This window comes from Vibrio sp. TRT 29B02 (assembly GCF_050113655.1).
Taxonomy (GTDB): Bacteria; Pseudomonadota; Gammaproteobacteria; order Enterobacterales; family Vibrionaceae; genus Vibrio.
Genome location: NZ_JBNJOJ010000003.1, coordinates 57,576 through 82,468 on the forward strand (window position 1 = coordinate 57,576; position 24,893 = coordinate 82,468).

The 24,893-nt window shown below is 46.0% G+C and carries 25 protein-coding genes; 14 read left to right on the forward strand and 11 right to left on the reverse strand.

Translation table 11 applies throughout. The features are described 5' to 3' along the window. The first annotated feature begins 3 nt into the window (after nucleotides 1-3). The 5 genes from hisB to hisIE are packed head-to-tail and all read left to right on the forward strand — an operon-like array spanning nucleotide 4 to nucleotide 3,854. Nucleotides 4-1,077, forward strand: a complete 1,074-nt coding sequence (hisB, locus tag ACQEXT_RS02730; RefSeq protein WP_426950529.1) for a bifunctional histidinol-phosphatase/imidazoleglycerol-phosphate dehydratase HisB — start codon at nucleotides 4-6, stop codon at nucleotides 1,075-1,077. 10 nt (nucleotides 1,078-1,087) lie between these two features. After that, on the forward strand, nucleotides 1,088-1,702 hold the full coding sequence (gene hisH, locus ACQEXT_RS02735) for an imidazole glycerol phosphate synthase subunit HisH (RefSeq protein ID WP_426950530.1): 615 nt from the start codon (nucleotides 1,088-1,090) through the stop codon (nucleotides 1,700-1,702). A 27-nt stretch (nucleotides 1,703-1,729) separates the two neighbouring features. Further along, nucleotides 1,730-2,467 carry a 1-(5-phosphoribosyl)-5-[(5-phosphoribosylamino)methylideneamino]imidazole-4-carboxamide isomerase gene (gene hisA, locus ACQEXT_RS02740; protein WP_331415902.1) on the forward strand — a complete coding sequence of 246 codons (738 nt, stop codon included), beginning with the start codon at nucleotides 1,730-1,732 and terminating at the stop codon, nucleotides 2,465-2,467. Then, on the forward strand, nucleotides 2,449-3,222 hold the full coding sequence (gene hisF, locus ACQEXT_RS02745; RefSeq protein WP_138970314.1) for an imidazole glycerol phosphate synthase subunit HisF: 774 nt from the start codon (nucleotides 2,449-2,451) through the stop codon (nucleotides 3,220-3,222). Before hisA ends, hisF begins: the two co-directional genes overlap by 19 nt. After that, entirely contained in the window at nucleotides 3,219-3,854 is a 636-nt protein-coding gene (gene hisIE / locus ACQEXT_RS02750) for a bifunctional phosphoribosyl-AMP cyclohydrolase/phosphoribosyl-ATP diphosphatase HisIE (RefSeq protein ID WP_426950532.1), read from the forward strand. The genes hisF and hisIE overlap by 4 nt, the downstream gene beginning before the upstream one ends. Before the next feature lie 168 nt (nucleotides 3,855-4,022). Here hisIE and ACQEXT_RS02755 read toward each other — a convergent pair whose 3' ends face one another. Further along, entirely contained in the window at nucleotides 4,023-5,228 is a 1,206-nt protein-coding gene (locus ACQEXT_RS02755) for a putative manganese transporter (RefSeq protein WP_426950533.1), read from the reverse strand. 322 nt (nucleotides 5,229-5,550) lie between these two features. Between ACQEXT_RS02755 and ACQEXT_RS02760 the strand changes: the two genes are divergently transcribed. After that, nucleotides 5,551-6,456: a manganese-dependent inorganic pyrophosphatase gene (locus ACQEXT_RS02760; protein ID WP_269377291.1), complete on the forward strand. Its 906-nt coding sequence runs from the start codon at nucleotides 5,551-5,553 to the stop codon at nucleotides 6,454-6,456. Between the two features lie 67 nt (nucleotides 6,457-6,523). Next, entirely contained in the window at nucleotides 6,524-6,901 is a 378-nt protein-coding gene (locus tag ACQEXT_RS02765) for a DUF2750 domain-containing protein (RefSeq protein ID WP_138970318.1), read from the forward strand. On the opposite strand, the gene ACQEXT_RS02770 is transcribed toward ACQEXT_RS02765, so the two are convergent. The 7 genes from ACQEXT_RS02770 to pspF all read right to left on the reverse strand — a co-directional run bounded on the left by ACQEXT_RS02770 (nucleotide 6,898) and on the right by pspF (nucleotide 14,033). Beyond that, the gene (locus tag ACQEXT_RS02770; protein WP_426950535.1) at nucleotides 6,898-7,680 is read right to left on the reverse strand and encodes a DUF2927 domain-containing protein; all 783 of its coding nucleotides are present in this window, start codon (nucleotides 7,678-7,680) and stop codon (nucleotides 6,898-6,900) included. The two genes, ACQEXT_RS02765 and ACQEXT_RS02770, sit on opposite strands and share 4 nt — an antisense overlap. An 8-nt stretch (nucleotides 7,681-7,688) precedes the next feature. Continuing rightward, nucleotides 7,689-8,474 (reverse strand): ATP-binding cassette domain-containing protein, encoded by a 786-nt coding sequence (locus tag ACQEXT_RS02775; RefSeq protein ID WP_138970320.1) that lies wholly within the window; start codon nucleotides 8,472-8,474, stop codon nucleotides 7,689-7,691. Beyond that, on the reverse strand, nucleotides 8,471-9,469 hold the full coding sequence (locus ACQEXT_RS02780) for an oligopeptide/dipeptide ABC transporter ATP-binding protein (protein ID WP_426950537.1): 999 nt from the start codon (nucleotides 9,467-9,469) through the stop codon (nucleotides 8,471-8,473). The genes ACQEXT_RS02775 and ACQEXT_RS02780 overlap by 4 nt, the downstream gene beginning before the upstream one ends. Beyond that, nucleotides 9,469-10,356, reverse strand: coding sequence for a putrescine export ABC transporter permease SapC (sapC, locus tag ACQEXT_RS02785; RefSeq protein ID WP_138970322.1), 888 nt, complete (start codon nucleotides 10,354-10,356; stop codon nucleotides 9,469-9,471). The genes ACQEXT_RS02780 and sapC overlap by 1 nt, the downstream gene beginning before the upstream one ends. Further along, nucleotides 10,343-11,305, reverse strand: coding sequence for an ABC transporter permease (locus ACQEXT_RS02790; protein WP_138970323.1), 963 nt, complete (start codon nucleotides 11,303-11,305; stop codon nucleotides 10,343-10,345). The genes sapC and ACQEXT_RS02790 overlap by 14 nt, the downstream gene beginning before the upstream one ends. After that, nucleotides 11,305-12,924: an ABC transporter substrate-binding protein SapA gene (gene sapA / locus ACQEXT_RS02795; protein ID WP_426950538.1), complete on the reverse strand. Its 1,620-nt coding sequence runs from the start codon at nucleotides 12,922-12,924 to the stop codon at nucleotides 11,305-11,307. Before sapA ends, ACQEXT_RS02790 begins: the two co-directional genes overlap by 1 nt. 116 nt (nucleotides 12,925-13,040) lie before the next feature. Continuing rightward, nucleotides 13,041-14,033: a phage shock protein operon transcriptional activator gene (gene pspF, locus ACQEXT_RS02800; protein WP_426950540.1), complete on the reverse strand. Its 993-nt coding sequence runs from the start codon at nucleotides 14,031-14,033 to the stop codon at nucleotides 13,041-13,043. Between the two features lie 202 nt (nucleotides 14,034-14,235). Between pspF and pspA the strand changes: the two genes are divergently transcribed. From pspA to ACQEXT_RS02835, 7 genes are all read left to right on the forward strand, one after another. Next, nucleotides 14,236-14,904 (forward strand): phage shock protein PspA, encoded by a 669-nt coding sequence (gene pspA, locus ACQEXT_RS02805; protein WP_138970326.1) that lies wholly within the window; start codon nucleotides 14,236-14,238, stop codon nucleotides 14,902-14,904. Between the two features lie 80 nt (nucleotides 14,905-14,984). Beyond that, nucleotides 14,985-15,218: an envelope stress response membrane protein PspB gene (gene pspB, locus ACQEXT_RS02810; RefSeq protein ID WP_138970327.1), complete on the forward strand. Its 234-nt coding sequence runs from the start codon at nucleotides 14,985-14,987 to the stop codon at nucleotides 15,216-15,218. Beyond that, nucleotides 15,181-15,600: an envelope stress response membrane protein PspC gene (pspC, locus tag ACQEXT_RS02815; protein WP_171052107.1), complete on the forward strand. Its 420-nt coding sequence runs from the start codon at nucleotides 15,181-15,183 to the stop codon at nucleotides 15,598-15,600. Before pspB ends, pspC begins: the two co-directional genes overlap by 38 nt. 141 nt (nucleotides 15,601-15,741) lie before the next feature. Next, on the forward strand, nucleotides 15,742-16,773 hold the full coding sequence (locus tag ACQEXT_RS02820; RefSeq protein WP_426950541.1) for an efflux RND transporter periplasmic adaptor subunit: 1,032 nt from the start codon (nucleotides 15,742-15,744) through the stop codon (nucleotides 16,771-16,773). A 1-nt stretch (nucleotide 16,774) separates the two neighbouring features. After that, the gene (locus tag ACQEXT_RS02825; RefSeq protein ID WP_138970330.1) at nucleotides 16,775-17,863 is read left to right on the forward strand and encodes an efflux RND transporter periplasmic adaptor subunit; all 1,089 of its coding nucleotides are present in this window, start codon (nucleotides 16,775-16,777) and stop codon (nucleotides 17,861-17,863) included. Further along, complete coding sequence (locus tag ACQEXT_RS02830; protein WP_426950542.1) at nucleotides 17,856-20,957, forward strand: efflux RND transporter permease subunit; 3,102 nt, start codon at nucleotides 17,856-17,858, stop codon at nucleotides 20,955-20,957. The genes ACQEXT_RS02825 and ACQEXT_RS02830 overlap by 8 nt, the downstream gene beginning before the upstream one ends. 64 nt (nucleotides 20,958-21,021) lie before the next feature. Further along, complete coding sequence (locus ACQEXT_RS02835; RefSeq protein WP_426950543.1) at nucleotides 21,022-21,585, forward strand: DNA-3-methyladenine glycosylase I; 564 nt, start codon at nucleotides 21,022-21,024, stop codon at nucleotides 21,583-21,585. Between the two features lie 11 nt (nucleotides 21,586-21,596). On the opposite strand, the gene ACQEXT_RS02840 is transcribed toward ACQEXT_RS02835, so the two are convergent. From ACQEXT_RS02840 to ACQEXT_RS02850, 3 genes are all read right to left on the reverse strand, one after another. Next, nucleotides 21,597-22,451 carry a lipase secretion chaperone gene (locus ACQEXT_RS02840; protein ID WP_426950545.1) on the reverse strand — a complete coding sequence of 285 codons (855 nt, stop codon included), beginning with the start codon at nucleotides 22,449-22,451 and terminating at the stop codon, nucleotides 21,597-21,599. A gap of 10 nt (nucleotides 22,452-22,461) precedes the next feature. After that, the gene (locus ACQEXT_RS02845) at nucleotides 22,462-23,397 is read right to left on the reverse strand and encodes a lipase family alpha/beta hydrolase (protein ID WP_426950546.1); all 936 of its coding nucleotides are present in this window, start codon (nucleotides 23,395-23,397) and stop codon (nucleotides 22,462-22,464) included. Nucleotides 23,398-23,629: 232 nt separating this feature from the next. Next, nucleotides 23,630-24,835, reverse strand: a complete 1,206-nt coding sequence (locus ACQEXT_RS02850; RefSeq protein ID WP_426950548.1) for a cystathionine beta-lyase — start codon at nucleotides 24,833-24,835, stop codon at nucleotides 23,630-23,632. Nucleotides 24,836-24,893 lie beyond the last annotated feature (58 nt).

A 24,893-nucleotide genomic window follows, 5' to 3' on the forward strand; every position in this document is an offset into this window, starting at 1 on the left:
CCCGTGAGTAAACAGCAAAAAATCCTTTTTATTGATCGTGATGGCACCTTAATTGTTGAGCCGCCGGTTGATTTCCAAGTGGATCGTTTAGACAAATTGAAGCTTGAACCATTTGTTATTCCTAGTCTGCTGTCGCTACAAGATGCAGGCTATCGCTTAGTTATGGTGACTAACCAAGACGGGCTAGGGACGGACAGCTATCCGCAACAAGATTTCGATGCACCGCACAATATGATGATGGACATTTTCGAGTCGCAAGGCGTCAAGTTTGATGACGTTCTTATCTGCCCTCACTTCGAAGAAGACAACTGTTCATGTCGTAAGCCTAAGCTAGGCATGGTTAAAGAGTATTTGCAGGGCGGTAAGGTTGATTTCCAGAACTCCGTTGTTATTGGCGATCGTCACACAGACTTGCAATTGGCTGAAAACATGGCGATTCGCGGTATTCAATACAACCCGGAAACGATGGGCTGGAAGCAGATCCTCAAGGACTTGACGGTAAAAGCTCGTGTCGCAGAAGTGGTTCGTACGACGAAGGAAACAGATATCAAAGTCAAAGTAAATCTGGATGAGCAAGGTGGAAACCAGATCTCTACCGGATTAGGTTTCTTCGACCATATGCTGGATCAAATCGCTACACACGGCGGTTTCCAAATGAATTGTCAGGTTGAAGGCGATCTGCATATTGATGATCACCACACCATTGAAGATACCGCTCTAGCTTTAGGACAGGCGTTGAAAGATGCTCTGGGTGATAAACGTGGTATTGGCCGTTTTGGCTTTAGTTTACCAATGGACGAATGTTTAGCTCAATGTGCTCTGGACCTATCGGGTCGTCCATATCTTAAATTTGATGCCCAGTTTAGCCGTGAACAGGTTGGTGACTTATCGACAGAGATGGTCGTTCACTTCTTCCGTTCATTGACTGACACATTAGCGTGTACTTTGCACCTTTCATCAGCCGGTGACAACGACCACCACATCATTGAGAGTCTGTTTAAAGCCTTTGGTCGCACGCTTCGTCAAGCGATTAAGGTAGAAGGCACAGAGTTACCAAGCAGCAAAGGCGTATTGTAAGGATAGAGTTATGACAGATCAGAAAGTTGTCATTATTGATACCGGTTGTGCCAATGTTTCTTCAGTGAGATTTGCCATTGAACGTCTCGGTTACCAAGTGAGCATATCGAAAGATCCTCAAGTCGTTTTGGCCGCAGATAAGCTGTTTCTGCCAGGTGTAGGCACGGCGAGCGAAGCAATGAAAAACCTTGAGGAGCGCGACCTAATTGAGCTGGTTAAACAGGTAGAAAGGCCTCTGCTCGGTATTTGCTTAGGGATGCAGCTTTTAGGTAAGTTTTCGCAAGAAAAAGGCCAAAAAGCAGACGAAATCGTTGAGTGTCTTGGCCTTTGTCAAGGTGAAGTCCGACTGATGGACACTGGTGATCTGCCACTGCCTCATATGGGCTGGAATACGGTGAAAGCCAAACCCGATCACCCTCTATTTAGAGGTATCGAAGAGGGAGAATACTTTTACTTCGTCCATAGTTTCGCCATGCCTGTTGGTGAATACACCATCGCACAATGCGATTACGGTAATCCGTTTACCGCTGCGGTTCAAAGTGGCAATTACTATGGTGTCCAGTTCCACCCAGAACGCTCATCTAAAGCCGGTTCGAAGCTTATTCAGAACTTTTTAGAGCTGTAATTTAAAGAATCAAAGGGAAATAGTTTAGTGATTATTCCAGCATTAGATTTAATTGAAGGCCAGGTAGTTCGCTTATATCAAGGGGATTACGGCCAAGTAACAGAATACAAAGTCGATCCGGCCGAACAGTTCAACCTCTATCACAAGGCAGGGGCGGATTGGCTTCACCTTGTTGACTTGACTGGTGCGAAAGATACAACAGCACGCCAACTGGATTTGATTGCCAAATTACTGGCTAGTACGCCAGCGAGCATTCAGATTGGCGGTGGCGTGCGCAGTGAGCAGGATGTGGTTGATCTGCTAGAAGCGGGCGCACAACGCGTTGTAGTCGGTTCAACCGCGGTTAAGCAGCCTGAACTGGTAAAGGGTTGGATGGAAAAGTACGGTGCGGAGAAAATTGTTCTAGCACTCGACATTAATATTGACGAACAAGGTGTACGTAAGGTCGCGATTTCTGGCTGGCAAGAAGACTCAGGTGTCACGATTGAGGCGCTTATCGATGACTATCTAACCGTTGGGCTAAAACACGTGCTTTGTACCGATATCTCGCGTGATGGTACGTTAGAAGGTTCAAATGTAGAACTCTACGTTGATCTGTGTAAGCAGTACCCTCAAGTTCAGTTCCAGTCATCCGGTGGTATTGGTTCTCTGGCAGATATCGAAGCTCTGAAAGGCAGCGGTGTGGCAGGCGTGATTGTTGGTCGAGCACTGCTTGATGGTAAGTTTACTGCAAAGGAGGCATTTGCATGTTGGCAAAGCGAATAATTCCGTGTCTTGATGTGCGTGATGGGCAAGTAGTCAAGGGCGTGCAGTTTCGTAATCACGAAATCATCGGCGACATTGTACCGCTTGCTCAGCGTTATGCTGAAGAGGGTGCAGACGAACTTGTTTTTTATGACATTACTGCCTCGAGCGATGGTCGTGTCGTAGACAAGAGTTGGGTTAAACGAGTGGCTGAAGTGATTGATATACCTTTCTGCGTCGCTGGTGGCATTAAGTCTGCCGAAGATGCCGCTCGCATTTTAGAGTTTGGCGCAGATAAGGTCTCGATCAACTCACCGGCGTTAGCGAATCCACAGCTAATTACCGATCTCGCGGATAAGTTTGGCGTACAATGCATTGTCGTTGGTATCGACTCTTACTTTGACCAAGCGTCAGGCAAGTATCAGGTTTATCAGTTTACGGGTGATGAGGCGCGTACGAAAGCGACTCAATGGGAAACACGTGATTGGGTACAAGAAGTACAACAGCGTGGTGCTGGTGAAATCGTATTGAATATGATGAACCAAGATGGTGTTCGCAACGGGTACGATTTGGAACAACTCAATATGGTACGTGCAGTTTGCAAAGTACCACTGATTGCCTCCGGCGGCGCAGGTGCAATGGAGCACTTTGCTGAGGCATACCAAAAAACGAATGTAGATGGTGCGCTGGCGGCTTCGGTATTCCACAAGCAGGTCATCAACATTGGTGAGCTAAAACAGTATCTGAAACAACAAGGTGTAGAGGTGCGTTTATGAGTTTTACCGCAGCGGAAGTGAATACACTGGCAGAGAGAATTGATTGGGATAAGGTGGATGGATTAGTTCCAGCAATAGTCCAGGACTTTCAGTCTAGCCAAGTCCTTATGATGGGCTACATGAATCAAGATGCGTTGGCTAAAACCGGGGAAACGGGACAGGTGACGTTTTTTTCTCGAACTAAAGAGCGTCTATGGACCAAAGGCGAAACGTCCGGAAATGTTCTGCAACTGAAGAATATTGCCCTTGACTGTGACAAGGATACGTTACTGGTTAAAGTCGATCCTATAGGTCCAACTTGTCACACGGGAACCACAACGTGTTGGGATGCCGATCAGCAAGAAGAGACTCAAATGGTGTGGCTTCATCAACTTGAGCAGCTACTGGTTGCCCGCAAGGACACCGACCCTGAGTCTTCTTATACTGCACACTTATATTCCCGTGGTACCAAGCGTATTTCGCAAAAAGTGGGCGAAGAAGGCGTTGAAGTCGCGCTTGCGGCGACGTCGGGCGATAAGGCGGAGTTAATCTGTGAGTCTGCAGATCTTATTTATCACTTGATGGTTCTGCTTCAAGATCAGGGCTTGTCGATGAATGACGTCATCAACAAATTAAAGGAACGTCATAAGTAGTTTCGGCGACATAGACGTACCGAAAAAAGTCAAACAAAAAGCCGCAGTCTGAACAAGCGGCTTTTTTGTCATCGAGGATATATTCGCGATTCATCGATAACGTAATAGGTGCGCCCTCTAGTGGGGCGCTATTTGGGTCTTATGACCTAGCCTTAGACACTGATAGTGCTAAATTTCGAATAGAAAATAGTAGCCGTAACCGACGAGAAATGCCGGAATCGCTGAATAGACGGTCGCCACTAGTGCTGCCTTAGGAGCGAGTGCGATAGCAGGAAAGAGCGCATCTCCATCGTTAGATATCGCATTGGCTAGTTGAGCGGACAGTGGCGCCAAGCCAGCAATATAGAGACTGGTTACCAGAATTTGCGGCCCACATCCTGGCAGTAGCCCAACAGCAAGACCGATTAGGGGCATCCAAGCGCCTAAACCCGCGAAGCTCGTCGATATATCGACTTGTCCGAAGAAGCTAAACAGTTCAAACGCCATAAACGCAATGATCACCCAAGCCGTGACAAAGTTGGTATCTTGTGCTGCCTTCTGGATAGGATGTGATGAGACCTGCTTAGCATCTTCTGCCACGGTAGATTCGTAGTCTTTTATCTCTTTAGTGAGAGACCAGAGCAGAGTGCTACTGATGATCAATATCGTTCCTATCCACTCAATAGTCATGGTTGGCAAACTGAGTATTTGATTGATGTCGAGTTGAAAAGATCCCATAAAGGCGATGGCGGTTGCTGGAACCAATAGCCACTTCCAAAACACACCTTGTAAATTGATGGCATGCAGTTCAACGCGTCTGGTCGCGATGCGACACACATCTACGCTAGGGGTGATTCGTTGAGTGTCGGGTCGTAAAAAGTCGTCGGCATGGATCTCGTTCACCATCCAGCCAGAAACACAGCCCACGATTACCCCAAGGCCGATAATCGCAAAACCGATATCCGGTTTACTGGCGAGGAGAAGGAACGCCGCATCCCCCATTGTCGAGGTAAGTACCGCAACGATTGCGCCAAATCCAACCCGCCCACTGACAAACTGTGTGGTGACGATAATCGCACCGCCACAACCTGGCAACGCGCCAAGTAGTGCGGCAAACAAGACCTGATGATTTCGTGAGTTTTGATAAAGGTTAACAATGCGATTGTTTTGACTGAAAAAGCCCGATAGATAGTGATAAATCGCGAGGGTAACGGCAACGTAGCTCGATACAGCCCAGAAGGCGTCTGATAGGGTGTTGACAGTAACCAGCCTAGTGGTTGGATTAACCACGAGCACAATTAAAGCAACGGGCAGCAGCAAGCGTTTGTAAGCTGGAGCGAACTGCGCCAGTGTTAGCCAGTTCGGCAAGGTTTGTAAAAGGCGTGAGTGACTCATAGATATCGAACCTTAATGCGAATTATTATCAATAATATGCTAATGAGAATTATTTTCAATAATGATTTTTAACTTTCCTTGATGATTGGGGTTAGCAAGATGATGCGTATTTGAGACCAAAGGGGGGCGACGCTTCAATCACGAAAGAGTGTGATAAGTGCTAAACTTAATTGTCGAGCGGTGTGCAATGAATCGAATAGTCATTGCTTATGCCGAAATATTCTCGCCTAGGCGATGACAAATTATCAGAATCAGGTAAAATATTGCCCTCGTGAGTAATGACCCATCGTATGGGAAGAAATTTAGTCAGATAGGAAAAAAGATGATTCTAGTTGTAGGTCACAAGAACCCTGATAGCGATAGTATCTGTAGTGCGTTGGTAGCGACAGAGCTACTGAAAGCTCGTGGTGTTGAAGCTATGCCGATTCGCCAAGGTGAGATTAACCGTGAAACCCAACATATTCTTGAAGTTGCGGGTGCAGAAGTTCCTGAACTACGTACTTCGGTAGCGGGTGAGAAAATCTGGTTAGTAGACTACTCAGATCTAGCACAAGCGCCGGATGATGTGGCTGAAGCAGAAATTCTTGGTATCGTTGACCACCACCGTCTAGGTGATGTGATGACAGTGAACCCAATGGAAGCTTGGATCTGGCCTGTTGGTTGTACTAACACTGTACTGTTCAACATGTTTAAGATTGAAGGTCATGAGATTAAGCCTCAAATTGCTAAGCTTATGATGTCAGCTATCCTATCTGATACAGTAGGTTTCGCTTCTCCAACATGCACTCAGAAAGACAAAGATGCGGTTGAAGAGTTAGCCAAAATCGCTGATGTATGTGATGTTGATGCATTCATTAAAGATCTACTGATCGCTAAAACAGATATCGAAGGTCTTTCTGCGGCACAACTTGTAGAAAAAGATCTAAAAGGTTACCCATTCAACGGTCGTGACGTTGTAGTTGGTCAGGTTGAACTTGCGACACTAGAGCAAGTAGACGGCATGATCGATGCACTAGAAGCGGACCTAGAGCGTCGTTGTTCTGAAGAAGGCCTAGCGTTTGCAGCAGTAATGCTAACCGACATCACAACAGCGCAAACTCGCCTACTTTATAAGGGTGAGTGGGCAGAGAAGCTTGTTAAGCATGAGAAAGATGGCATGCTTATGATGGAAAACACTCTAAGCCGTAAGAAACAAGGCTGGCCTTGGCTTCAAACTGAACTGGCTTAATTTCCAGCTCAATGAATTTTAAACGCCCATGGCTTTCGCCGTGGGCGTTTTATTTAGAGGAACAAAAATGTCACTATCTAAAGAGCAGTTAGAAACCGTTAGCAAGATGCGTCCTGATGAGCGATTTAATTACTGTATTAAAGAGATCGCGAAACATCGTCAAGTATGGATTCTGACCGATGAACATGGCTGCGTAATGCTCAATACAGAAGATGAAGACTGTGTCCCAGTTTGGCCTCATGAGGAGTTCGCAACTCAATGGGCAACGGGGGACTGGGAACATTGCAAAGCAGAATCAATATCGACTGCAAAATGGTTTAGCCGTTGGACGCATGGTCTGGAAGATGATGAGTTGTCAGTTGTTGTTTTCCCGAATGACAACGAAGAAGGGGTCGTTCTTTACCCTGATGAATTCGAATTTGAACTAAAAAAGCGCGCTAATTAGTAGCCAATGAGCTGAAATAGTTCGCCACTTTTAGCAACAGAAACGGCTCGTTCCAGCGTGCCGTTTTTTTTGTATCTACGCAAAATGTTAGCAACGACTGGCTTCGCTTCCTGTTCGCTCATTCCCGTCTTTAATTCGGGTTCATAGAGTAACTTGAGCAGTATAACATCCAGTGGAGACAGCAGATCTTCAGGGGTTTGGTCGTTGAAAATAGAGGGGTATGCACTTTCTGAATCGTTAGGTAATCCCATGACCTGAGTGATTTCTTCAACAATACAAGCGAGCAGTTTACCGTGTTCTCTTGCTTGGTCGACAGGAATAATGACGGCGGCACCAGACATAGAGCTATCGGGATTGAGCCGATACCCCGCTTTACAAATGGCACCATAAACATTATCCAAGGCAGGCTTGCCAAGCTCACGTTCAATGTCCTCACGCCACTGAGATTCCTGAGTAAAAATCCAGATAATGTTTGCCTGTTCACGTGATGAAACTCGGGTAATGGAGTGGCCAGTGATCGCAGCAAGATGACGAATGTGGGCATTGGTTAACTCATCATGCAGTTCGCTGTCAGGAACCCTATGGTCGACCCAGATGCGCACTGGCTTGTTCCATTTCACCAGAGGCTTTTTCCCTGCGGAATACTCGTTGCGTAAGGCGACATTGACAAATGCACTCTCGACAAAGCGAGTATCAAGCCAAGTCTGTTGATTGGAATAAGCGAGCGCCGCAGAAGGCAGCGTGAAAGAGAGTAGACTGATTAACGCTATCCTTAGCATCTCGTATCCTATTTGAAGCAGGTTGCCTTGTTAAAATGGCTCTCTACCAATCTTTGAGTGATAGGGTGTTCTGGGTAAGAGAGTACCTGATGAGTCTCTCCACTTTCTACCACTTCACCTTCGTGCATCACCATCACTTTATCGGTAATGTGTTTTACTACGCCGATATGCTGCGATACATAGATGAAGGAAACGCCCATTTCCTCCTGCAATTCCAAAAACAGGTTAATGATTTGAGAACGCATTGCCATGTCGAGACCGTTTAGGGCTTCATCCGCGACTATAATGGATGGCTGCAATATCAGCGCTCGCGCAAGACAAACACGCTGCTTTTGACCAGTCGCAAGCATCTGCGGATAGAAGTACGCGTGTTCAGGTAACAGGCCGACACGCAGTAACGTCTCTTTGACACGTTTGATTCGCGCTTCAGGAGGCATGCTGGTATTTCGTTTCAAAGGCCCTTCCAGAATGCGACCAATTTGAATGCGCGGGTTTAATGAGGTATTTGGGTCTTGGAAAATCATTCGAATCAGTTTACAGCGTGTCGAGTAATCTTCATGCTCTAAGCGTTCACCATTGACTCTTATTTCGCCCGATGTCGGTTCGACTACGCCAGATAGCATACGTGCTAAGGTCGATTTCCCTGAGCCATTCTGTCCGATAAAGCCAATGGTTTGCCCTGCCTCAAGACTAAAGCTGACAGGTTTCACCGCCTCGTGAACTTTTTTACGAAAGAGTCCGGCTCGAGTGACAAAGGTTTTTGATAAGTCGGTGACTTCTAATAGGGCACTCATGCTTTTTTCTTCTCCATGTTGAGCGGGAAGTGGCAGGCAAACTTGTGATTCTTGATTCTTCGAGTCATAGGTATTTCTACACATTGGCGCTGTGCATATGGGCAACGCGGACCAAGTCGGCATCCGATTGGCAAGTGCTGCAATGGAGGAATGGTTCCTGGCAACGATTGCAGCTTCTCTTTGTGTGGGATCCAATCACTAAAGTCAGGCATCGCTTTAAGTAGCGCAACGGTATAAGGGTGCTTCGGCTTGCTAAGTATCTTTTTGGTATCGGCTGATTCTACTGACTGACCACAGTACATAACAGTGATACGATTTGCCCACTGAGTAATAGTGGTTAAGTCGTGACCAATCAATAGGATAGAGGTATTGTGAATCTGGTTCATTCGACTCAACAGACGCAAAATTTGCGACTGAGTAATCGGATCCAAATCGTTCGTTGGCTCATCGGCGATCAGCAGTTTTGGCTTGGCAGCAATTGCCATTGCAATCATGATCTTCTGACATTCACCGTCGGTCAGCTCATATGGGTAGCTGCGCATGATCTGTTGGTGATTCTTAATCCCCACTTTATGCAGCAAAGCGGTCGCCTGTTTTTGACGCCATTTAAAGCGTTGCCACCATTTTCCTTCAAATGAACGAGAAGGAATCGCTTCAATCAGCTGTTTTCCTACCTCTTCTGATGGATCGAGGCAGGTTGATGGCTCTTGGAAAATCATCGCGATGTCACGTGCTATGACCCGGCGACGTTCTTTTGGCGTGAGTTGCAACAAGTCCACGTTGCCGAGACGCATTCGGTCCGCGGTCACTTTCCAATTGTCTTTACAGACACCGACAATCGCTTTTGCGACCAAGCTTTTACCTGAACCTGATTCACCTACTAAACCACGAATCTCGCCCTCATTCATGGTTAGGCTCATTCGGTCTACGGCTTTCATCATGCCTTGTGGTGTTTCGATCTCAATAGTGAGGTGGCGGATATCTAACAACGGCATTACTCGATCCCCGCATTTAGCGCTTGGCGAACACCTTCACCAACGAGGTTAATCACAATTACAGTAAACATGATGGCTAGACCAGGAAGTGTCACCGTCCATGGTGCCAAGTAGATCAACTCGACAGAGTCACCCAATACCGCACCCCACTCGGTGCTGGGGGCTTGTGCACCCAGACCCAAGAATCCAAGCGCAGTGATATCTAAAATAGCAATAGACCAAGCCAAGGTTACTTCACTGGCGACCACAACAAGTACGTTAGGTAAGATCGAGTTCCAGAGCAGATAGAAGTCGTTCGCGCCGTCTAACCTTGCCGCCATGATGTAATCTTTTTCGACTTCTGTGTGGACGGCAATATAGACGGATCGAATAAAGCGTGGGATCAGGGCTAAACAGATCGCAAGTAAGATATTGAACTCGCCAAAACCAAGAAATGCGACGAAGATGATCGCAAGCAGCAGCGACGGAATCGACATCACGGTATCGAGTAGATGGTTTAACGTACTTGATAACAAACCCTTCGTCATACCCGCGAGAACGCCGATAACACAACCTACAACAGTGGCGATAATCGTGACAAGGAATGCGGCACCAAAGGTGAATCTTGACCCTTCAATCAAGCGAGACAATATGTCACGCCCTAGGTCGTCTGTACCAAGGAAATATTCAACAGTCCCCGCTGGATTCCATGAAGGTGGGATCAAAAGCTCACCAGTTTGAGCTTGTGGGTCATGAGGCGTGATCCAAGGTGATAACAGAGTGATGACAATGATGAATAATAGGCACCACAGTCCGAACATCGCTAAATTGTTAGCGCGGAAGCTACGCCAGAATCGCTCGAATTGGGTTGGGATATGTTCTTCTTGATAGACGTTATCGGTTAGCATACCACTCTTTCCTTACTAGCGGGTTGATCATAGCGCCAATCAAATCCGACAAGATGTTTGCGGTTAGCACGAAGGTAGCAACAACAATCACCCCTGCTTGAATAGAGACATAGTCTTGTTGAGAAAGTGCATCAAGAAGCCAGCGACCGATGCCAGGCCAGTTAAAAATCGATTCAGTGATGATCGCCAGAGTGAGCATACTAGACAGCTGAACACCAATCTTTGGAATGATCGGTGGGATAGCGTTGCGCAGGACATGTTGAGTGACAATCTCGTGGGTCGAGAGACCTTTTATGCGCGCAGCACGAATGTAGTTTTGGCTCATCACTTCAGCTACCGATGTACGCATCAAGCCAATTACCTGTGTTGTTGGGGCCAGTGCTAGGACTAAACAAGGTAAAATGAGATGCTCAATAACACTTTGCAATGCGTGAGCACGATAAGCTCCATTAGCAAAGAAAGCATCGATGATGGCAAACCCTGTGACATGATCGATCTGATAGAGCAGATCATAACGACCCGCAACAGGGAAGATTTCAAAATGCAGGGAAAACACCATGATCATCAGTAGTGCAATCCAGAATAGCGGAGCCGAATAACCTGACATTGAAGTAAATGAGATTGCCGTATCGATCCACTTACCTTGTTTCATACCCGCCAGAGTACCGATGGGAATACCAATAAACAGAGAGATAGAAAAGGCAATCAAACACAGTTCTAACGTTGCGGGGAAGACGGTTTTCAGCTCATCAACGATGGCCACGCCGGTTTTACTGACGCCGAAATTAAGTTGCATTAACTCGCCGAGGTAGGTTAGCCAACCACTCCAAAAATCTTGTAGCGCCCACGCTGAGTTGGGCTCTAGGCGTAAGATGCTAAAGCCAACCATGGTCAGGATCAGCAGAGTAATGATAAATAGGTTGAGTCGTCGAACAGCATAGAGCAGCATTAGCGAACCCTCTCGACGGTATCAAATGGCTGAGCGTTAAACGGACTCACTTTAAATCCTTTCAATGAACTATCGTGCGCTTGCAACTGCATTCCGTGGTTGAGTGGAATAACAGGAAATTCTTCATTCAAAATATTTTGCGCTTGTTTATACAGATTCTTTCGGTAACGAAGTTTGTCGACTTCAAGCGCTAGGTCGAGTAAGAAATCGAAGTCTGGGTTACACCAACTGGATACATTAAGACCCACTCGATCTGAATCACACGACAGCAGCGGTCGTAAAAAATTGTCAGGGTCGCCAGTATTCGCAATCCAACCCGTTAAGTACAGGTCAATATTGGCGTTGCTATCCACATCACCACGACTGTAGCGGTCGTTGGTTAACAGGTTGAGTTTTATGCCAACATCGGCCAAGTTTGCTTGGATTAATTCGGCCGTTTTTCTAGGGCTAGGGTTGTAAGCACGTGGCTCTAGAGGCACTGACATTGTCAGCTCTAACCCTTTGCTGTATCCCGCTTCTCGTAGTAACGCGATGGCGTAATTACGGTCATAACGAATCTGGATAGTGTCTTTCTGATATGCCCAAGACGAGGGAGGTAAGACAGAATAAGCCTGACTGCCAGTGCCATAGTAGACTGAATCGAGAATGTTCTGTCTGTTTATCGCGTAATTCAGAGCTTTGCGTATGCGAGCATCATTCAACGCTGGGTGCGAGGTGTTTACAGCAACAAAAGAGATATTCATTGCAGGTTTTGCTGTCAGCTTAACGTCGTCACTCTGTTCAATAATCGGTAACTGGCTTGAGAGTGGTGAATTGAGCACATCACACTCTTTGCGTAACAGCTTCGCCAACGTTCCTGTCCCACGCTGTGAAATATCGAATACCACTTGTTCCATCTTTGGCTGCGATTTCCAATAGCCTTTGTGTTTCTTCAAGCGGATCAAATCGTTAACCTGATATTCAGCCAAATAGAAGGGGCCAGTACCAACGGGATGAGAGTCGATCATGCCTTTATCATCACGCAGCTCTAACTGACTAGCATACTCTTTTGAAAGAATCACGGCATGGCTAGTGGCGATGTTAGACAGAAAACTATTGTCGGGGCGGCTAAGAGTAAACTTGACGCGGTACTCGGAAAGGGCAGTCACATCAATCACAAGGTTATTGAAGTCGATACCACTAAACCAAGGGTACAGGCCGCTGCCCACATAATGAAATGGGCTGGTGCTATCTATGATTCGATGGAAGCTGAAGACAACGTCATCGGCATTCATGGTGCGTGAGGGCGTAAACCAAGCGGTCGTTTGAAACTGTACGCCTTTACGTAAGTCAAAGGTGTACTCAGTCCCTTGTTTGTTTACTTGCCAAGCAGTAGCGAGACTTGCAACGGGCTGGTAATTATCATTATCTAAGGTAAGCAGAGTGTTATAGATCTGGGGACTCAAGGTCTCAGAGGTAATACCGCTGTCTACCAACTGCGGGTTGAATGTTGCTGGGCTGCCTTGACCACAATAAACAAAACCGTTTTGACGAATTTTGCTATGATCAATTTCTTCACCGCAGCCAGCTAAGAGGCTGAGGCTAAATAACCCTAATGTAAACTGTATGAATGCTTTCATAGAAAGAACAATTGTCTGGGACAAAGCATAATGGAACTGATCATTATGCCTTAAGATCCTAATAATTTACCACTAAATACAATCAGTAACCAAAGCAAAAGTACAGTTTTGCAAGGTTAATTGAGGTTTGTTAGGTCGTACTTACGAACCATCCCTCTCAATTGATGGTAGCTCAGCCCGAGCATTTCTGCGGCTTTCCGTTGATTGAACTGACTCTGTTTCAATGCTTCAGTCAGAATGAGTTGATCTTGCTGCTCTTGCCACAGCTTGTAGTCGAGCGGGAACGTGAACGTGTGAGCCGGAGAGATATCGTCATCTTGCACACTAGAATCTGTTGTTTGCCAGCCAGATTGAAAAGGGTCGAAGACAAGGGTGTCGATCGGATCTTGTTGTTGACCATGCTGGTATACGGCCCGTTCAATGACATTTTTCAGTTCACGAACATTACCTGGCCAATGGTAATGGAGAAGGCTTTTCTCTGCTTGGGCGGAAAAGCCAACAAAGTACTCATAGCCCAATTCACGGCACATCTTAATCGCATAATATTCTGCCAGCAGTAAGATATCTTCTTGCCTTTCTCGCAGAGGAGGCAAATGAATGACATCAAACGCGAGTCTGTCGAGCAAGTCAGCACGAAAATCACCACTCTCTGCCATTTGAGGAAGGTTAGCATTGGTTGCACAAACTAAACGCACATTGGCGTTAAGCAACTGATGTCCCCCTACACGTTCATACTGCCCATACTCAATAACACGCAAGAGTTTTTCCTGCACCAGTAGTGGAGCGGTGGCAAGTTCATCAAGAAATAGTGTTCCATTTTCTGCACGTTCAAATCGCCCTTTATGTCTGCCTTTTGAACCAGTAAATGAGCCCTGTTCATGACCAAATAGCTCTGAATCGATGAGACCTTCGCTAAGCGTCGAACAGTTGAGTGAGATAAGTGGCTGATCCCAACGTTTAGACAAATAATGTAGGCGCTGCGCAATCAGCTCTTTACCCGTACCTCGCTCGCCAATAATTAATACTGGTCGTTCTATGGCGGCCAGCTTCGAGACTTTGTCGAGTACCGATAGGAAAGCAGGGGATTCCCCGATGAGATTTTGCTGCATGCTGCGACTCCGTGGCGAAATTTACCAATAGTTGGTTAAATTCAGCATACATCGATATGGTATGTATTGGTATGTTTTTATAAATAACTGATTTGTAATGTTTATTTTTTTGGCATGTAATTTGTTATATAGAACTAGAACCAAGGTATTTTGTTGAGCCGATGAAGATCGGTTCTCGCTAACTGTAATAAGGAGCCTAGCTATGGGTATTTTCTCTCGATTCGCAGACATCGTAAATTCAAACATCAGTGCTCTATTGGATAAAGCTGAAGATCCAGAAAAGATGATTCGCCTTATCATTCAGGAAATGGAAGATACGCTAGTTGAAGTGCGTACCAATTCAGCGAAAGCGATTGCTGATAAGAAAGAATTGGCGCGCAAAGTTGAGTCTATTGAAGACACAATCAATGAGTGGCAGCAAAAAGCAACGCTTGCGCTAACCAAGCAGCGTGAAGATTTAGCGAGAGCGGCTCTGATTGAAAAACAGAAGCTGCAAGACCTTCTTAAAGGTCTTCACACTGAACAGACATTAGTGGAAGAGACGATTGATAAGCTGACTGGCGAAATCGGCAAACTCGAAACTAAAATTACCGAAACTCGCGCTAAGCAGCAGGCGTTAGCGATTCGCAGCCAAACGGCTTCAAATCGTCGCGATGTGCAAAAGCATCTTCACACGGCGCGTACCAGTGAAGCAATGGCCAAGTTTGAACAGTACTCGCGCAAGATCGATGAGATGGAAGCCGAAGCGGATCTCTATGCTAAAACGGGCAATGCCAAATCCTTGGATCAAGAGTTTGCTGAGTTGCAAGCCGAAGACGAAATTGAGAAAGAGCTACAAAAACTCAAACAGCAGATGGAAGAGAAAAAGTAATTCTCGGTTTGTTTTGTTAATTTAAATAGGCAGATAGTCTGGTTTGTTCCAACAATCTGCCTTTACTAAGGAGTTATTGTATGTCGTCATTTCTTATTGCTGGGCCATTGATTGTTTTTCTGATTTTTGTTGCACCTTTATGGTTATTTCTTCATTACCGCAGCAAGAAGAATGCAAGCACAGGGTTGTCGAGTGAAGACCTTCAGCGTCTAGAGCAACTCTCCGATAAAGCAGAAAAAATGCACAAACGAGTCGAAACGCTAGAACGCATTTTAGATGCAGAATCTCCAACTTGGAGGCGTCGTTATGAGTAGCAAAGAACTATATCGTGATACGGTAAATGGCAAAATTACAGGGGTATGTGCGGGTCTCGCCAACTATTTTTCGTTGGAAGTTTGGTTGGTACGTATTCTGGTCATTTCTGCGGCGCTGCTTGGTGGGAGTTTTTTAGTTTTGCTCGCCTATGTCGCGATGACATTAATGATAGAAAAGCAGCCAGCGAACTATGTTGAGACAATAAAGGCTCAGCAGGAGCATAAGTTAAAAAACAAACCATGGCAGCAAGGGCAAACGCCGGATTCTTTGCTTAATACCATTGATAAGGATTTGTCTCAGCTCGAAACACAAATCCGTGACATTGAAGCGTATGTCACTTCAGATGCCTTTAAAGTCGATAGAGAGTTTAAGGCTTTATAGTTCTATTGTTCAAAAGTGCGACTCCATACTCATATCAAGGCAAATTATTAATTTTCATAATAATTTACCTCAAGTGCTGTGGAAGTCGCGTTATCATTCATCTATCTTTGTAACTAATAGCTACAAACGGATGATTGACTCATGCATAAATCTTTGTTGTTGCTTGCCATAACCTCGGCACTAAGCGGTTGTGGTAAGGAACTCCCTCCTGTCCCTGAACCAGAATCCAGACCTGCTAAATTATTTACTGTTTCTGTCGGCAATGCCCAATTTGAACGTGATTTTCCTGCCACGTCAGAAGCCGGTGATAAAGCAGTGCTGGCGTTTAGAGTGCCCGGTCAAATGCAATCCATCGATGTCCTAGCGGGGCAGATGGTGAAAAAAGGGGATGTACTGGCATCACTCAATCCAGATGAGTACACATTACTCGCCAAGCAGGCCGAAGCCCAGTTTCGTTTAGCGGATGTTCAATATCAGCGTTATAAAAAGCTGCGTGAAGATAAAGTCGTTTCAGAGCAAGACTTTGATCAAGCCAAAGCTAACCATAATTCTGCTAAAGCGACGCTAGAGCAGGCCCGTGCGAATCTCAGATACACCAAGCTGGTTGCACCTTATGATGGCACTATCTCGCTTATTGCTGCGGAAAATCATGAGTATATGGCCGCCAAACAGGGTGTAATGAATGTTCAGACCAACCAGCTAATGAAGGTGATTTTCCAATTACCCGATCACTTGCTCAATAAGTTTGCTAGTGGGGTAAATTTAACCGCAACCATGACCTTCGATGCCTTCCCTAATAATCAATATGATTTAGTGTTTCAGGAAGTGGATACCGAAGCTGACACCAAAACGGGATCATATAAAGTCACTATGGTGATGGAACGGCCTAAGGATGTGGGTATTCTGCCAGGTATGGCAGGTTCAGTGCACGTTGCCGTTGAATCCACCGGCGCCACTCAAATACCTCAATCCGCGTTAATGGAGCAAGACGGAAAAACGTATGTTTGGCGTGTTGACTCCCAAGGTATCGTTTCTCAAGCCCATGTCGAGATAAACGACAAACTTCAGGTGCAAAGTGGCCTCAGTGAAGGTGACCAAATTATTGTGTCTGGTGTCAGTGGTATTGAGGCGGGTGTCAAAGTCCGCGAGTGGATTAAAGAGCGAGGGTTGTAAGATGAAACAGTGGTTATGTCTCGGTCCTCTCGCATCTTTAGTCATGTTGGCTGGATGTGGTGGTGAACCGCAGTATGTCGATTTTGGTACACCTAAAGTGAAAGTCGTTGATCTGTCTAGTCAGTCTGTTGTTGAGGATAGACTCTACTTTCCAGCGGTCGCAAATGCGGCTGAGCGTTCACATCTCAGTTTTCGTGTCGCGGGTGAAATTAGTCGGCTCTATGTTAAAGAAGGTGACCAATTAAAACAGGGTGACTTAATTGCAGAGTTAGACCCAACGGATTACCAACTTGCAGTCGACAATGCTTCGGCGCGTTATAGTGTAGTGGATAGTCAATACAAGCGTTCTAAACCGTTAGTTGATAAGGGCTTGTTAGCTAAGTCGCAGTTCGATGAAATAGCGGCAAATCGTCAAATCGCTTACGCAGAGCTCGAACTTGCTAAACTACGCTTGTCCTTTACCAAGCTTCATGCTCCGGTGGATGGCATCATCTCTCGTGTCAATGCCGATCAGTTTGAAAACATTCAAGTTGGGCAGCAAGTGGTCAACATCCATAGTGTCGACAGTGTTGAAGTGCTGATTCAGTTGCCTGACCGTCTTTATACAAATCAGCCGAATCAGGCTACCTTGTCAAAAATTCAGGCGGTCGTAAAAGTACCGAGTGGTAATCAATATTCAGCTCAGATCAAAGAGTTCACCACTGAGCCAGATCCTGCCACTGGCACCTTCACGGTGACATTATCAATGCCAATGCCGGAAAAGGAGTACATTCTTGATGGTATGCCTGTGGAAGTGACATCGAAAGGTGAGAATGTCGGTCTAAAGCTCAACCTCGGGGTTCAAATTCCAATTGAAGCCATTTTCAATGGGGATGGCGATGATCTGGATAAAGAGAACAAATATGTATGGCGCTTAAATTCGGATAGCACAGTGACCAAGCAGCAAGTGATTGTAGGTAAGGCTAGTAAAGATCTAATCCAGATCTTAGATGGCTTAAGCCAAGATCAAACCGTGGTGGTTGCGGGTCTGTCGAGATTGAGAGAAGGAATGCAAGTTCAAGTGGTTAAACAGGAGGCAGGCAATGAGTGAAGTGAATAATAACTTGCCTCAGGATGATGACAAGATTACCGGCATAGCGGCGTACTTTATTCGCAACCGTGTTATCAGTTGGATGATATCACTGATATTTCTGATTGGTGGTACAGCGGCATTTTTTGGATTGGGGCAGTTAGAAGATCCCGCTTTTACTATCAAAGATGCCATGGTTGTCACCTCATATCCGGGCGCGACACCTCAGCAAGTTGAAGAAGAAGTGACTTATCCGCTAGAGAAAGCCATTCAGCAACTCACCTACGTAGATGAAGTCAATTCTATATCGAGCCGAGGGTTGTCGCAGATCACCGTGACAATGAAAAACAACTATGGCCCTGATGATTTGCCTCAGATTTGGGATGAACTGCGCCGTAAAGTGAATGACTTGAAAGGGCAGTTACCACCGGGCGTCAATGCTCCGCAAGTCATCGATGATTTTGGAGACGTTTATGGTATTTTGCTGGCCGTAACGGGAGATGGATACAGTTATAAAGAGCTACTCGATTATGTCGACTATCTAAGACGAGACTTGGAACTTATCGATGGCGTGAGCAAGATTTCCGTTTCAGGACAGCAACAAGAGCAGGTGTTCATCGAAATCTCGATGAAGCGAATGAGCAGTCTTGGTTTGTCTCCTAATACGGTGTTCAACTTACTGGCGACGCAAAACGTTGTATCAGATGCCGGTGCGATCAGAATTGGTGATGAGTACATTCGTATTCATCCGACTGGTGAGTTCCAGAATGTGGATCAGTTGGGCGATTTGATTCTGACCGAAAGTGGTGCTCAAGGTTTGATTTACTTGAAAGACGTCGCGGATATCAAACGTGGTTATGTCGAAGTACCAAGTAATATTATTACCTTTAACGGCAAGTTGGCGCTGAACCTTGGGGTCTCTTTTGCTCAAGGGGTGAATGTAGTTGAAGTTGGTAAGCGTTTCGACCGCCGCTTAGCGGAGCTAAAATATCAGCAGCCTGTGGGTGTCGATATTGCAGAGATATACAGTCAGCCAAAAGAAGTCGACAAATCGGTGAGTGGATTTGTTGTGAGTCTTGGTCAAGCGGTGGCGATTGTAATTATCGTACTGCTTTTCTTCATGGGGTTGCGCTCAGGTCTGTTGATCGGATTGATTCTGTTATTGACGGTACTTGGCACCTTTATCTTCATGAAGTATTTCGCGATTGATTTGCAAAGGATTTCTCTTGGTGCACTGGTTATCGCTTTGGGTATGCTGGTGGACAATGCCATTGTGGTGGTCGAAGGGATATTGATAGGAACCCAGAAAGGTCGAACGAGGTTGCAAGCGGCAACCGACATTGTGACTCAGACTAAGTGGCCACTACTAGGGGCTACGGTTATTGCTGTGACGGCTTTCGCACCAATCGGTTTATCTGAAGATGCAACAGGTGAATACTGTGGCACTTTGTTTACCGTACTGTTGATATCGTTGATGCTAAGCTGGTTTACCGCAATCTCATTAACACCATTCTTTGCTGATATCTTCTTTAAGGGACAAAAGTTCAAGCAAGAAGGTGAAGAGAGCGATCCATACAACGGCATGATCTTTGTTATGTACAAAGGCTTCCTTGAGTTCTGTATGAAGCGAGCATGGCTGACCGTTGGGGTTCTAATACTTGGTCTGGCAGCGAGCATCGCAGGATTTACTCAAGTTAAGCAATCATTCTTCCCATCGTCGACGACGCCAATCTTCCAAACCGATGTTTGGTTACCTGAAGGGACTGATATTCGAGCGACTAACACCAAGCTAAAAGCGTTAGAGTCATGGTTATCGAGCCAAGATGGCGTTGAGCACGTTACGACGACTGCAGGTAAAGGCTTACAGCGCTTTATGCTGACCTACGCGCCGGAAAAAAGTTACGCAGGTTATGGTGAGATTACAACTAGGGTCGCCAGCTATGAGCAGTTAGCAAATTTGATGACGCAATTTAGGCAGCACCTTGAAGACAACTTCCCAGAAATTAACTACAAGCTGAAACAAATTGAGTTAGGTCCTGGTGGTGGTGCAAAAATTGAAGCAAGAATCATTGGCTCTGACCCGACCGTATTACGTGGTATTGCGCAGCAAGTTTCGGACATCATGCATGCAGACCCAGGTGCGACGAACATTCGTCATGACTGGCGTGAGCGTACTAAGGTACTTGAACCTCAGTTTAACGAAAGTCAGGCGCGACGTTACGGCATCACTAAATCAGACGTGGATGAATTCCTCGCAATGTCGTTCTCGGGTAAATCGATAGGTGTCTACCGAGACGGAACAACGCTAATGCCGATCGTGGCACGTTTACCTGAAGATGAGCGAGTCGATATCCGTAACATTGAAGGAATGAAGATATGGAGTCCTGCACTCGGTGAGTACATTCCATTACAACAAGTCACTATGGGTTACGACTTACGCTGGGAAGACCCGATTATTGTGCGTAAGAATCGTAAACGTATGCTGACGGTAATGGCCGACCCTGACATACTTGGTGAAGAGACAGCCGCGACGTTGCAGAAACGTCTAATGCCGCAGATAGAAGCTATTGAATTGCCACCAGGTTATTCTTTGGAATGGGGCGGTGAATACGAGTCTTCTGGTGAAGCACAGGCATCTTTGTTCACTACCATGCCAATGGGTTACCTGTTCATGTTCTTGGTCACCGTGTTCCTATTTAACTCGGTCAAAGAACCACTGATAGTGTGGTTGACTGTACCGTTAGCCATTATTGGGGTAACCACGGGCTTACTGGCACTTAATACTCCGTTTGGCTTTATGGCCTTGCTGGGTTTCCTCAGTTTGTCCGGCATGTTGCTGAAAAACGGTATCGTCTTGCTTGACCAAATTGAGATAGAGATGCATTCGGGTAAAGATCCATACGTTGCGGTCGTAGATGCGGCACTTAGCCGTGTGCGACCTGTATGTATGGCGGCGATTACCACGATATTGGGTATGATTCCTCTTTTACCTGATATCTTCTTTAAGCCGATGGCGGTGACGATTATGTTTGGTTTAGGGTTTGCAACTGTACTGACACTTATTGTCGTACCAGTGTTGTATCGTCTATTCCACAAAGTCAAAGTGCCAAACTAACGGGTTGAATACAAAAGCGCCCCTGACTCTGTTGGGGGCGTTTGTTTTTTTAGGGAGAAAAGGAATGAGCAAGGAGACAACCTGTGCATGGGCGATGAACCATGAACTTGAACGTAATTATCATGACGCTGAGTGGGGAGTGCCTGTTTACGACGACACCGTGTTATTTGAGTTCATCACTTTAGAAGGGGCGCAAGCCGGCCTAAGTTGGATTACTATTTTGAAAAAAAGAGCAGGCTATCGTGCAGCTTTTGAAAACTACCATCTAGAAACCCTCGCTCAATATGATGAATCGGAAGTAGAACGCATCATTGAGAATTTTGATGTGGTTAAACATCGTGGCAAGATCACCTCGGTATTCGGTAATGCCCGTGCCGCATTGGCCCTAAAGGAAGAGTATGGCAGCCTTTCTGATGCATTGTGGCAGTTTGTTGATGGACAGCCCATCGTCAATCACTGGACCGAGATGAGTGATGTGCCTGTCTCTACTGAACAGTCAAAAGCGATGAGCAAATTTCTCAAGAAAAAGGGGTTTAAGTTTGTTGGTGAGACGATCTGCTATGCCTTTATGCAGGCGGTAGGCATGGTGGATGATCATCTAGTTAACTGTCCCCAAAAATCCCGTTAGCAATGGTTACATTAATGCTGTTGATCATGAATCCTTTCCAGTGCCTGAACCCGTTTCAGTTGAATAGGATCGAAGCTTTGCTTTCTAAGGAGGGCGATTTGCTCGATTCTATCCTGTTCTGAAAGGAAGGAGGCTGTCAGAATCTCTTCCCTTTGCTGCAAATAGGAATCTAGCGTTGTTTGGAATCTTTCACGCTCTAAATCGAGCGTTTCAAGACGTGCGGCCGCTTCAGAACCGACTCGCTCAACACGGGCTAGATGCTTTGCTTGGGTATCAAGTGCTGACATTGAAGTAAGCACTGTGATCAGTTGGTTGTTTATTTCTGCGGTCTGAATGTACTCTGGCATATCTGCAAGTTGTTGTTCAATTATACTCAATTGTTGTTGGCTATCTAAATCGTCATGAAGGAGTTTCATCTTGTTGATTGCCAATTCGCGTAAAAGATTTTCCTCAGAGAACAATAGGTCAATTTGTGATTGAGAAAAAAATTGCTGTTGCAACTCGAGAATACGCAGGTGCAATTGTTCGAAATCGATCGCGGTAATCGATTGTGATTCTAATGGCTCAAGTTCAGTGAGTGCCTGTTTGTATTCTAGGTAGAGTGAGAATAGTGCTTGTTGTTGAGTGGACTCCAACTCTGTGGAAGCATTCTGACTGACTCTTTGTGTGATTTCTTCGAGGCTTTGTTCCCCTAAGCTGCTCAATGAATAATCGAAGAAGTGCTTTGTCGTGGCAGTATCAGCGGCGACATCTTGCTGGGACGGTGCGTCTGAGATCTTGGCTTGCTGATCTGGAGATGGATAAAAGACCGCGCCTACACCAACACAAGTCATGATGATAATGGTAAAGAGAGCGGCCTTTTTCATCAAGTAATCCTTATAACCCTTGTTGTTTCAGACGATTCGCGTGCTGACGATACAGAGTGACCGGGTCGGTCTCAAATAGATGGTGAATCCCTAAAAGCCCATTGATTTCATCGAGATGGTTCATTCGATAATCATCACGAATCACCTTACCTAAATGAGTACTGCACGCACCCACCAGACCGTCATTCGGTTCACTAAAAGCCCAGCCAAGGACGACTAACGCTCCGTCAGTAGGATCTAAAAGATTGGTAAAAGTGGAAGAGCCAGTCCAAGAGTAGTAGTAAACCCCATTGTCAGCGAGTAAGTCTCCGTTGCCACATTCCGTGGTTGGTATTCCGTATGGGTGATTTTGGTTGAACGCCAGCGAGCCTTCAGTGGTTAATGCCTCGAGTGATGCCAAGGGATCTTGGTCTAACTCTGTTCCACCAGAGAGCAGATTAATCAGTGTGGTTAGCCCTCCAGCGAGCTTTACCGCCAAACCTTCTAATCCTGAATCTTCAGGAACGGTTCCCCTAACTAAATCTGCGACTTTCGAACCTTTATTCACTCCACCAATGCTGGTTACTGAGGCGACGAGGTCAGGCCGTACTGACGCCACATAACGAGCGGTTGGACCACCGTGACTATGGCCAATTAGATTGACCTTGGCTGTACCTGTCGCCGCTAAAACCATCTCTACCTGACTAAGTAGTTGTTCGCCTCTTACTTCGGTGCTGTTAGTCGCGGAAACCTGTGCGACGTAAACAGTGGCACCGTCTCGGGTTAATGCGTGAGGTATGCCGTAGAAATAATCGACTCCGGCGAGAGAATCGAAACCAAACAGCCCATGAACAAGCACAATGGGGTAGTGAGTTTGAGTGTAACCGCTCGCGTGCGCGAGATTGGTTAGCATGGGATGTCCAACCGCTAACGTGCAGCTAAGGACTAGGGAGTAGAGCAGTTTCAAGTTTAACTCCTTCTGGTATGACCTCTGATGAGATATTTAACCGTAGAAGAAAATAATGATAATACGAAAAGAGAGTGGTTAATAAGATGTTAAATCGTGATGACGGGCTAAAAAACAACAGTTTTGATGCACTATGAGTGAGTGGTGAAGTATCTAAGTTAATTATCAATAAAATCAGGGTATTAAAAAGCCTCGCGAACGAGGCTTACCAATAGCTGCGGCTTTTTCGCAACTAAGCCGTCGCTTCTTTCTCAAGAATTAAAGCGTTGTAACGTGCGAAACCAGCTTCAAGGTCTGCAATAAGATCGTCAACATTTTCCAGACCAATATGTACACGTATTAGTGTGCCTTCAAAATTAGGATTGGCAACGGTGCGCAGGTTCTCAAAACTTTTAGGTTCGTTGGCTAAGATTAAACTCTCAAATCCACCCCAAGAGTAACCCATACTAAAGTGCTGCATACCATCAAGTAATGCGGTAGTTGCACGTGGATAGCTGGTTTTTAGAACAAACGAAAACAGGCCGTTACCGCCGGTAAAATCACGGTTAAAGAATTCGTGGCCTGGGCAAGAATCCAAGGCAGGATGACGCACGTGGTCAACTTCAGGTCTTGTTTGGAGCCACTGTGCCACTTTGAGGCTGTTTTCTGCGTGTTGGCGCATGCGAACGTCGAGTGTTCGTATACCACGCAGCCCAAGGTAAGCGTCATCCGGAGAAACACACTGACCCATTAAGTAGCTTTGTTCGCGAAGTTGGTCCCAATGCTTCTCGTTGGCTACCGCGGTTCCAAGCATCACGTCTGAGTGACCGACAATGTATTTGGTCGCCGCTTGAATAGAAATATCGACGCCGTGATCAAACGGTGAAAAGTTCACTCCCGCCGCCCATGTATTGTCGAGCATGACAATCATCTCATTTTCATGAGCGATACGCGCTAGGGTAGGAACATCTTGAACTTCCATCGTGATAGAGCCTGGAGATTCCAAAAACAGGATCTTGGTATTGGGTTTGATGAGGCTGCGAATCTCTTCACCTATGGTTGGCTCATAGTAGGTGGTCTCGATTCCCATCTTCTTGAGGATCTTGTCACAGTAGTCGCGTGTCGGCTCATAACAGGTGTCAACCATCAAAATATGGTCTCCTGTTTCGACAAATGACAGAATAGCGTTAGCAATCGCTGCTGTACCGCATGGGTATAACGCACAGCCAGCGCCGCCTTCGATTTCTGTCATTGCGTCTTGAAAAGCAAAATGCGTATTGGTACCACGGCGACCGTAGAAGAGAGTCTTGTTCGCTCGGTTGACGGTTGCATGGTGTTTTTCCGCAACGGTATCGAAGACCACAGTTGAAGCGCGTTGAACGGGTGGGTTGACAACCCCATTAGTCCATTTTTTGTCGCGGCCTGCCGTAACATACTTGGTCTGTTTGCTTTCTGACATTGGAAGTCCTTATCTATTAACGCATTGCCATATTTAAACCATGGCAAGGCGTCAATAT

What these genes read in the sequence shown, in the direction of transcription:
- hisH (WP_426950530.1), top strand. Translation starts at nt 1,088, where the DNA reads ATGACAGATCAGAAAGTTGTCATTATTGATACCGGTTGTGCCAATGTT.
- hisF (WP_138970314.1), top strand. Translation starts at nt 2,449, where the DNA reads ATGTTGGCAAAGCGAATAATTCCGTGTCTTGATGTGCGTGATGGGCAA.
- hisIE (WP_426950532.1), top strand. Translation starts at nt 3,219, where the DNA reads ATGAGTTTTACCGCAGCGGAAGTGAATACACTGGCAGAGAGAATTGAT.
- ACQEXT_RS02755 (WP_426950533.1), bottom strand. Translation starts at nt 5,228, where the DNA reads ATGAGTCACTCACGCCTTTTACAAACCTTGCCGAACTGGCTAACACTG.
- ACQEXT_RS02760 (WP_269377291.1), top strand. Translation starts at nt 5,551, where the DNA reads ATGATTCTAGTTGTAGGTCACAAGAACCCTGATAGCGATAGTATCTGT.
- ACQEXT_RS02765 (WP_138970318.1), top strand. Translation starts at nt 6,524, where the DNA reads ATGTCACTATCTAAAGAGCAGTTAGAAACCGTTAGCAAGATGCGTCCT.
- ACQEXT_RS02770 (WP_426950535.1), bottom strand. Translation starts at nt 7,680, where the DNA reads ATGCTAAGGATAGCGTTAATCAGTCTACTCTCTTTCACGCTGCCTTCT.
- ACQEXT_RS02775 (WP_138970320.1), bottom strand. Translation starts at nt 8,474, where the DNA reads ATGAGTGCCCTATTAGAAGTCACCGACTTATCAAAAACCTTTGTCACT.
- ACQEXT_RS02780 (WP_426950537.1), bottom strand. Translation starts at nt 9,469, where the DNA reads ATGCCGTTGTTAGATATCCGCCACCTCACTATTGAGATCGAAACACCA.
- sapC (WP_138970322.1), bottom strand. Translation starts at nt 10,356, where the DNA reads ATGCTAACCGATAACGTCTATCAAGAAGAACATATCCCAACCCAATTC.
- ACQEXT_RS02790 (WP_138970323.1), bottom strand. Translation starts at nt 11,305, where the DNA reads ATGCTGCTCTATGCTGTTCGACGACTCAACCTATTTATCATTACTCTG.
- sapA (WP_426950538.1), bottom strand. Translation starts at nt 12,924, where the DNA reads ATGAAAGCATTCATACAGTTTACATTAGGGTTATTTAGCCTCAGCCTC.
- pspF (WP_426950540.1), bottom strand. Translation starts at nt 14,033, where the DNA reads ATGCAGCAAAATCTCATCGGGGAATCCCCTGCTTTCCTATCGGTACTC.
- pspA (WP_138970326.1), top strand. Translation starts at nt 14,236, where the DNA reads ATGGGTATTTTCTCTCGATTCGCAGACATCGTAAATTCAAACATCAGT.
- pspB (WP_138970327.1), top strand. Translation starts at nt 14,985, where the DNA reads ATGTCGTCATTTCTTATTGCTGGGCCATTGATTGTTTTTCTGATTTTT.
- pspC (WP_171052107.1), top strand. Translation starts at nt 15,181, where the DNA reads ATGCAGAATCTCCAACTTGGAGGCGTCGTTATGAGTAGCAAAGAACTA.
- ACQEXT_RS02820 (WP_426950541.1), top strand. Translation starts at nt 15,742, where the DNA reads ATGCATAAATCTTTGTTGTTGCTTGCCATAACCTCGGCACTAAGCGGT.
- ACQEXT_RS02825 (WP_138970330.1), top strand. Translation starts at nt 16,775, where the DNA reads ATGAAACAGTGGTTATGTCTCGGTCCTCTCGCATCTTTAGTCATGTTG.
- ACQEXT_RS02830 (WP_426950542.1), top strand. Translation starts at nt 17,856, where the DNA reads ATGAGTGAAGTGAATAATAACTTGCCTCAGGATGATGACAAGATTACC.
- ACQEXT_RS02835 (WP_426950543.1), top strand. Translation starts at nt 21,022, where the DNA reads ATGAGCAAGGAGACAACCTGTGCATGGGCGATGAACCATGAACTTGAA.
- ACQEXT_RS02840 (WP_426950545.1), bottom strand. Translation starts at nt 22,451, where the DNA reads ATGAAAAAGGCCGCTCTCTTTACCATTATCATCATGACTTGTGTTGGT.
- ACQEXT_RS02850 (WP_426950548.1), bottom strand. Translation starts at nt 24,835, where the DNA reads ATGTCAGAAAGCAAACAGACCAAGTATGTTACGGCAGGCCGCGACAAA.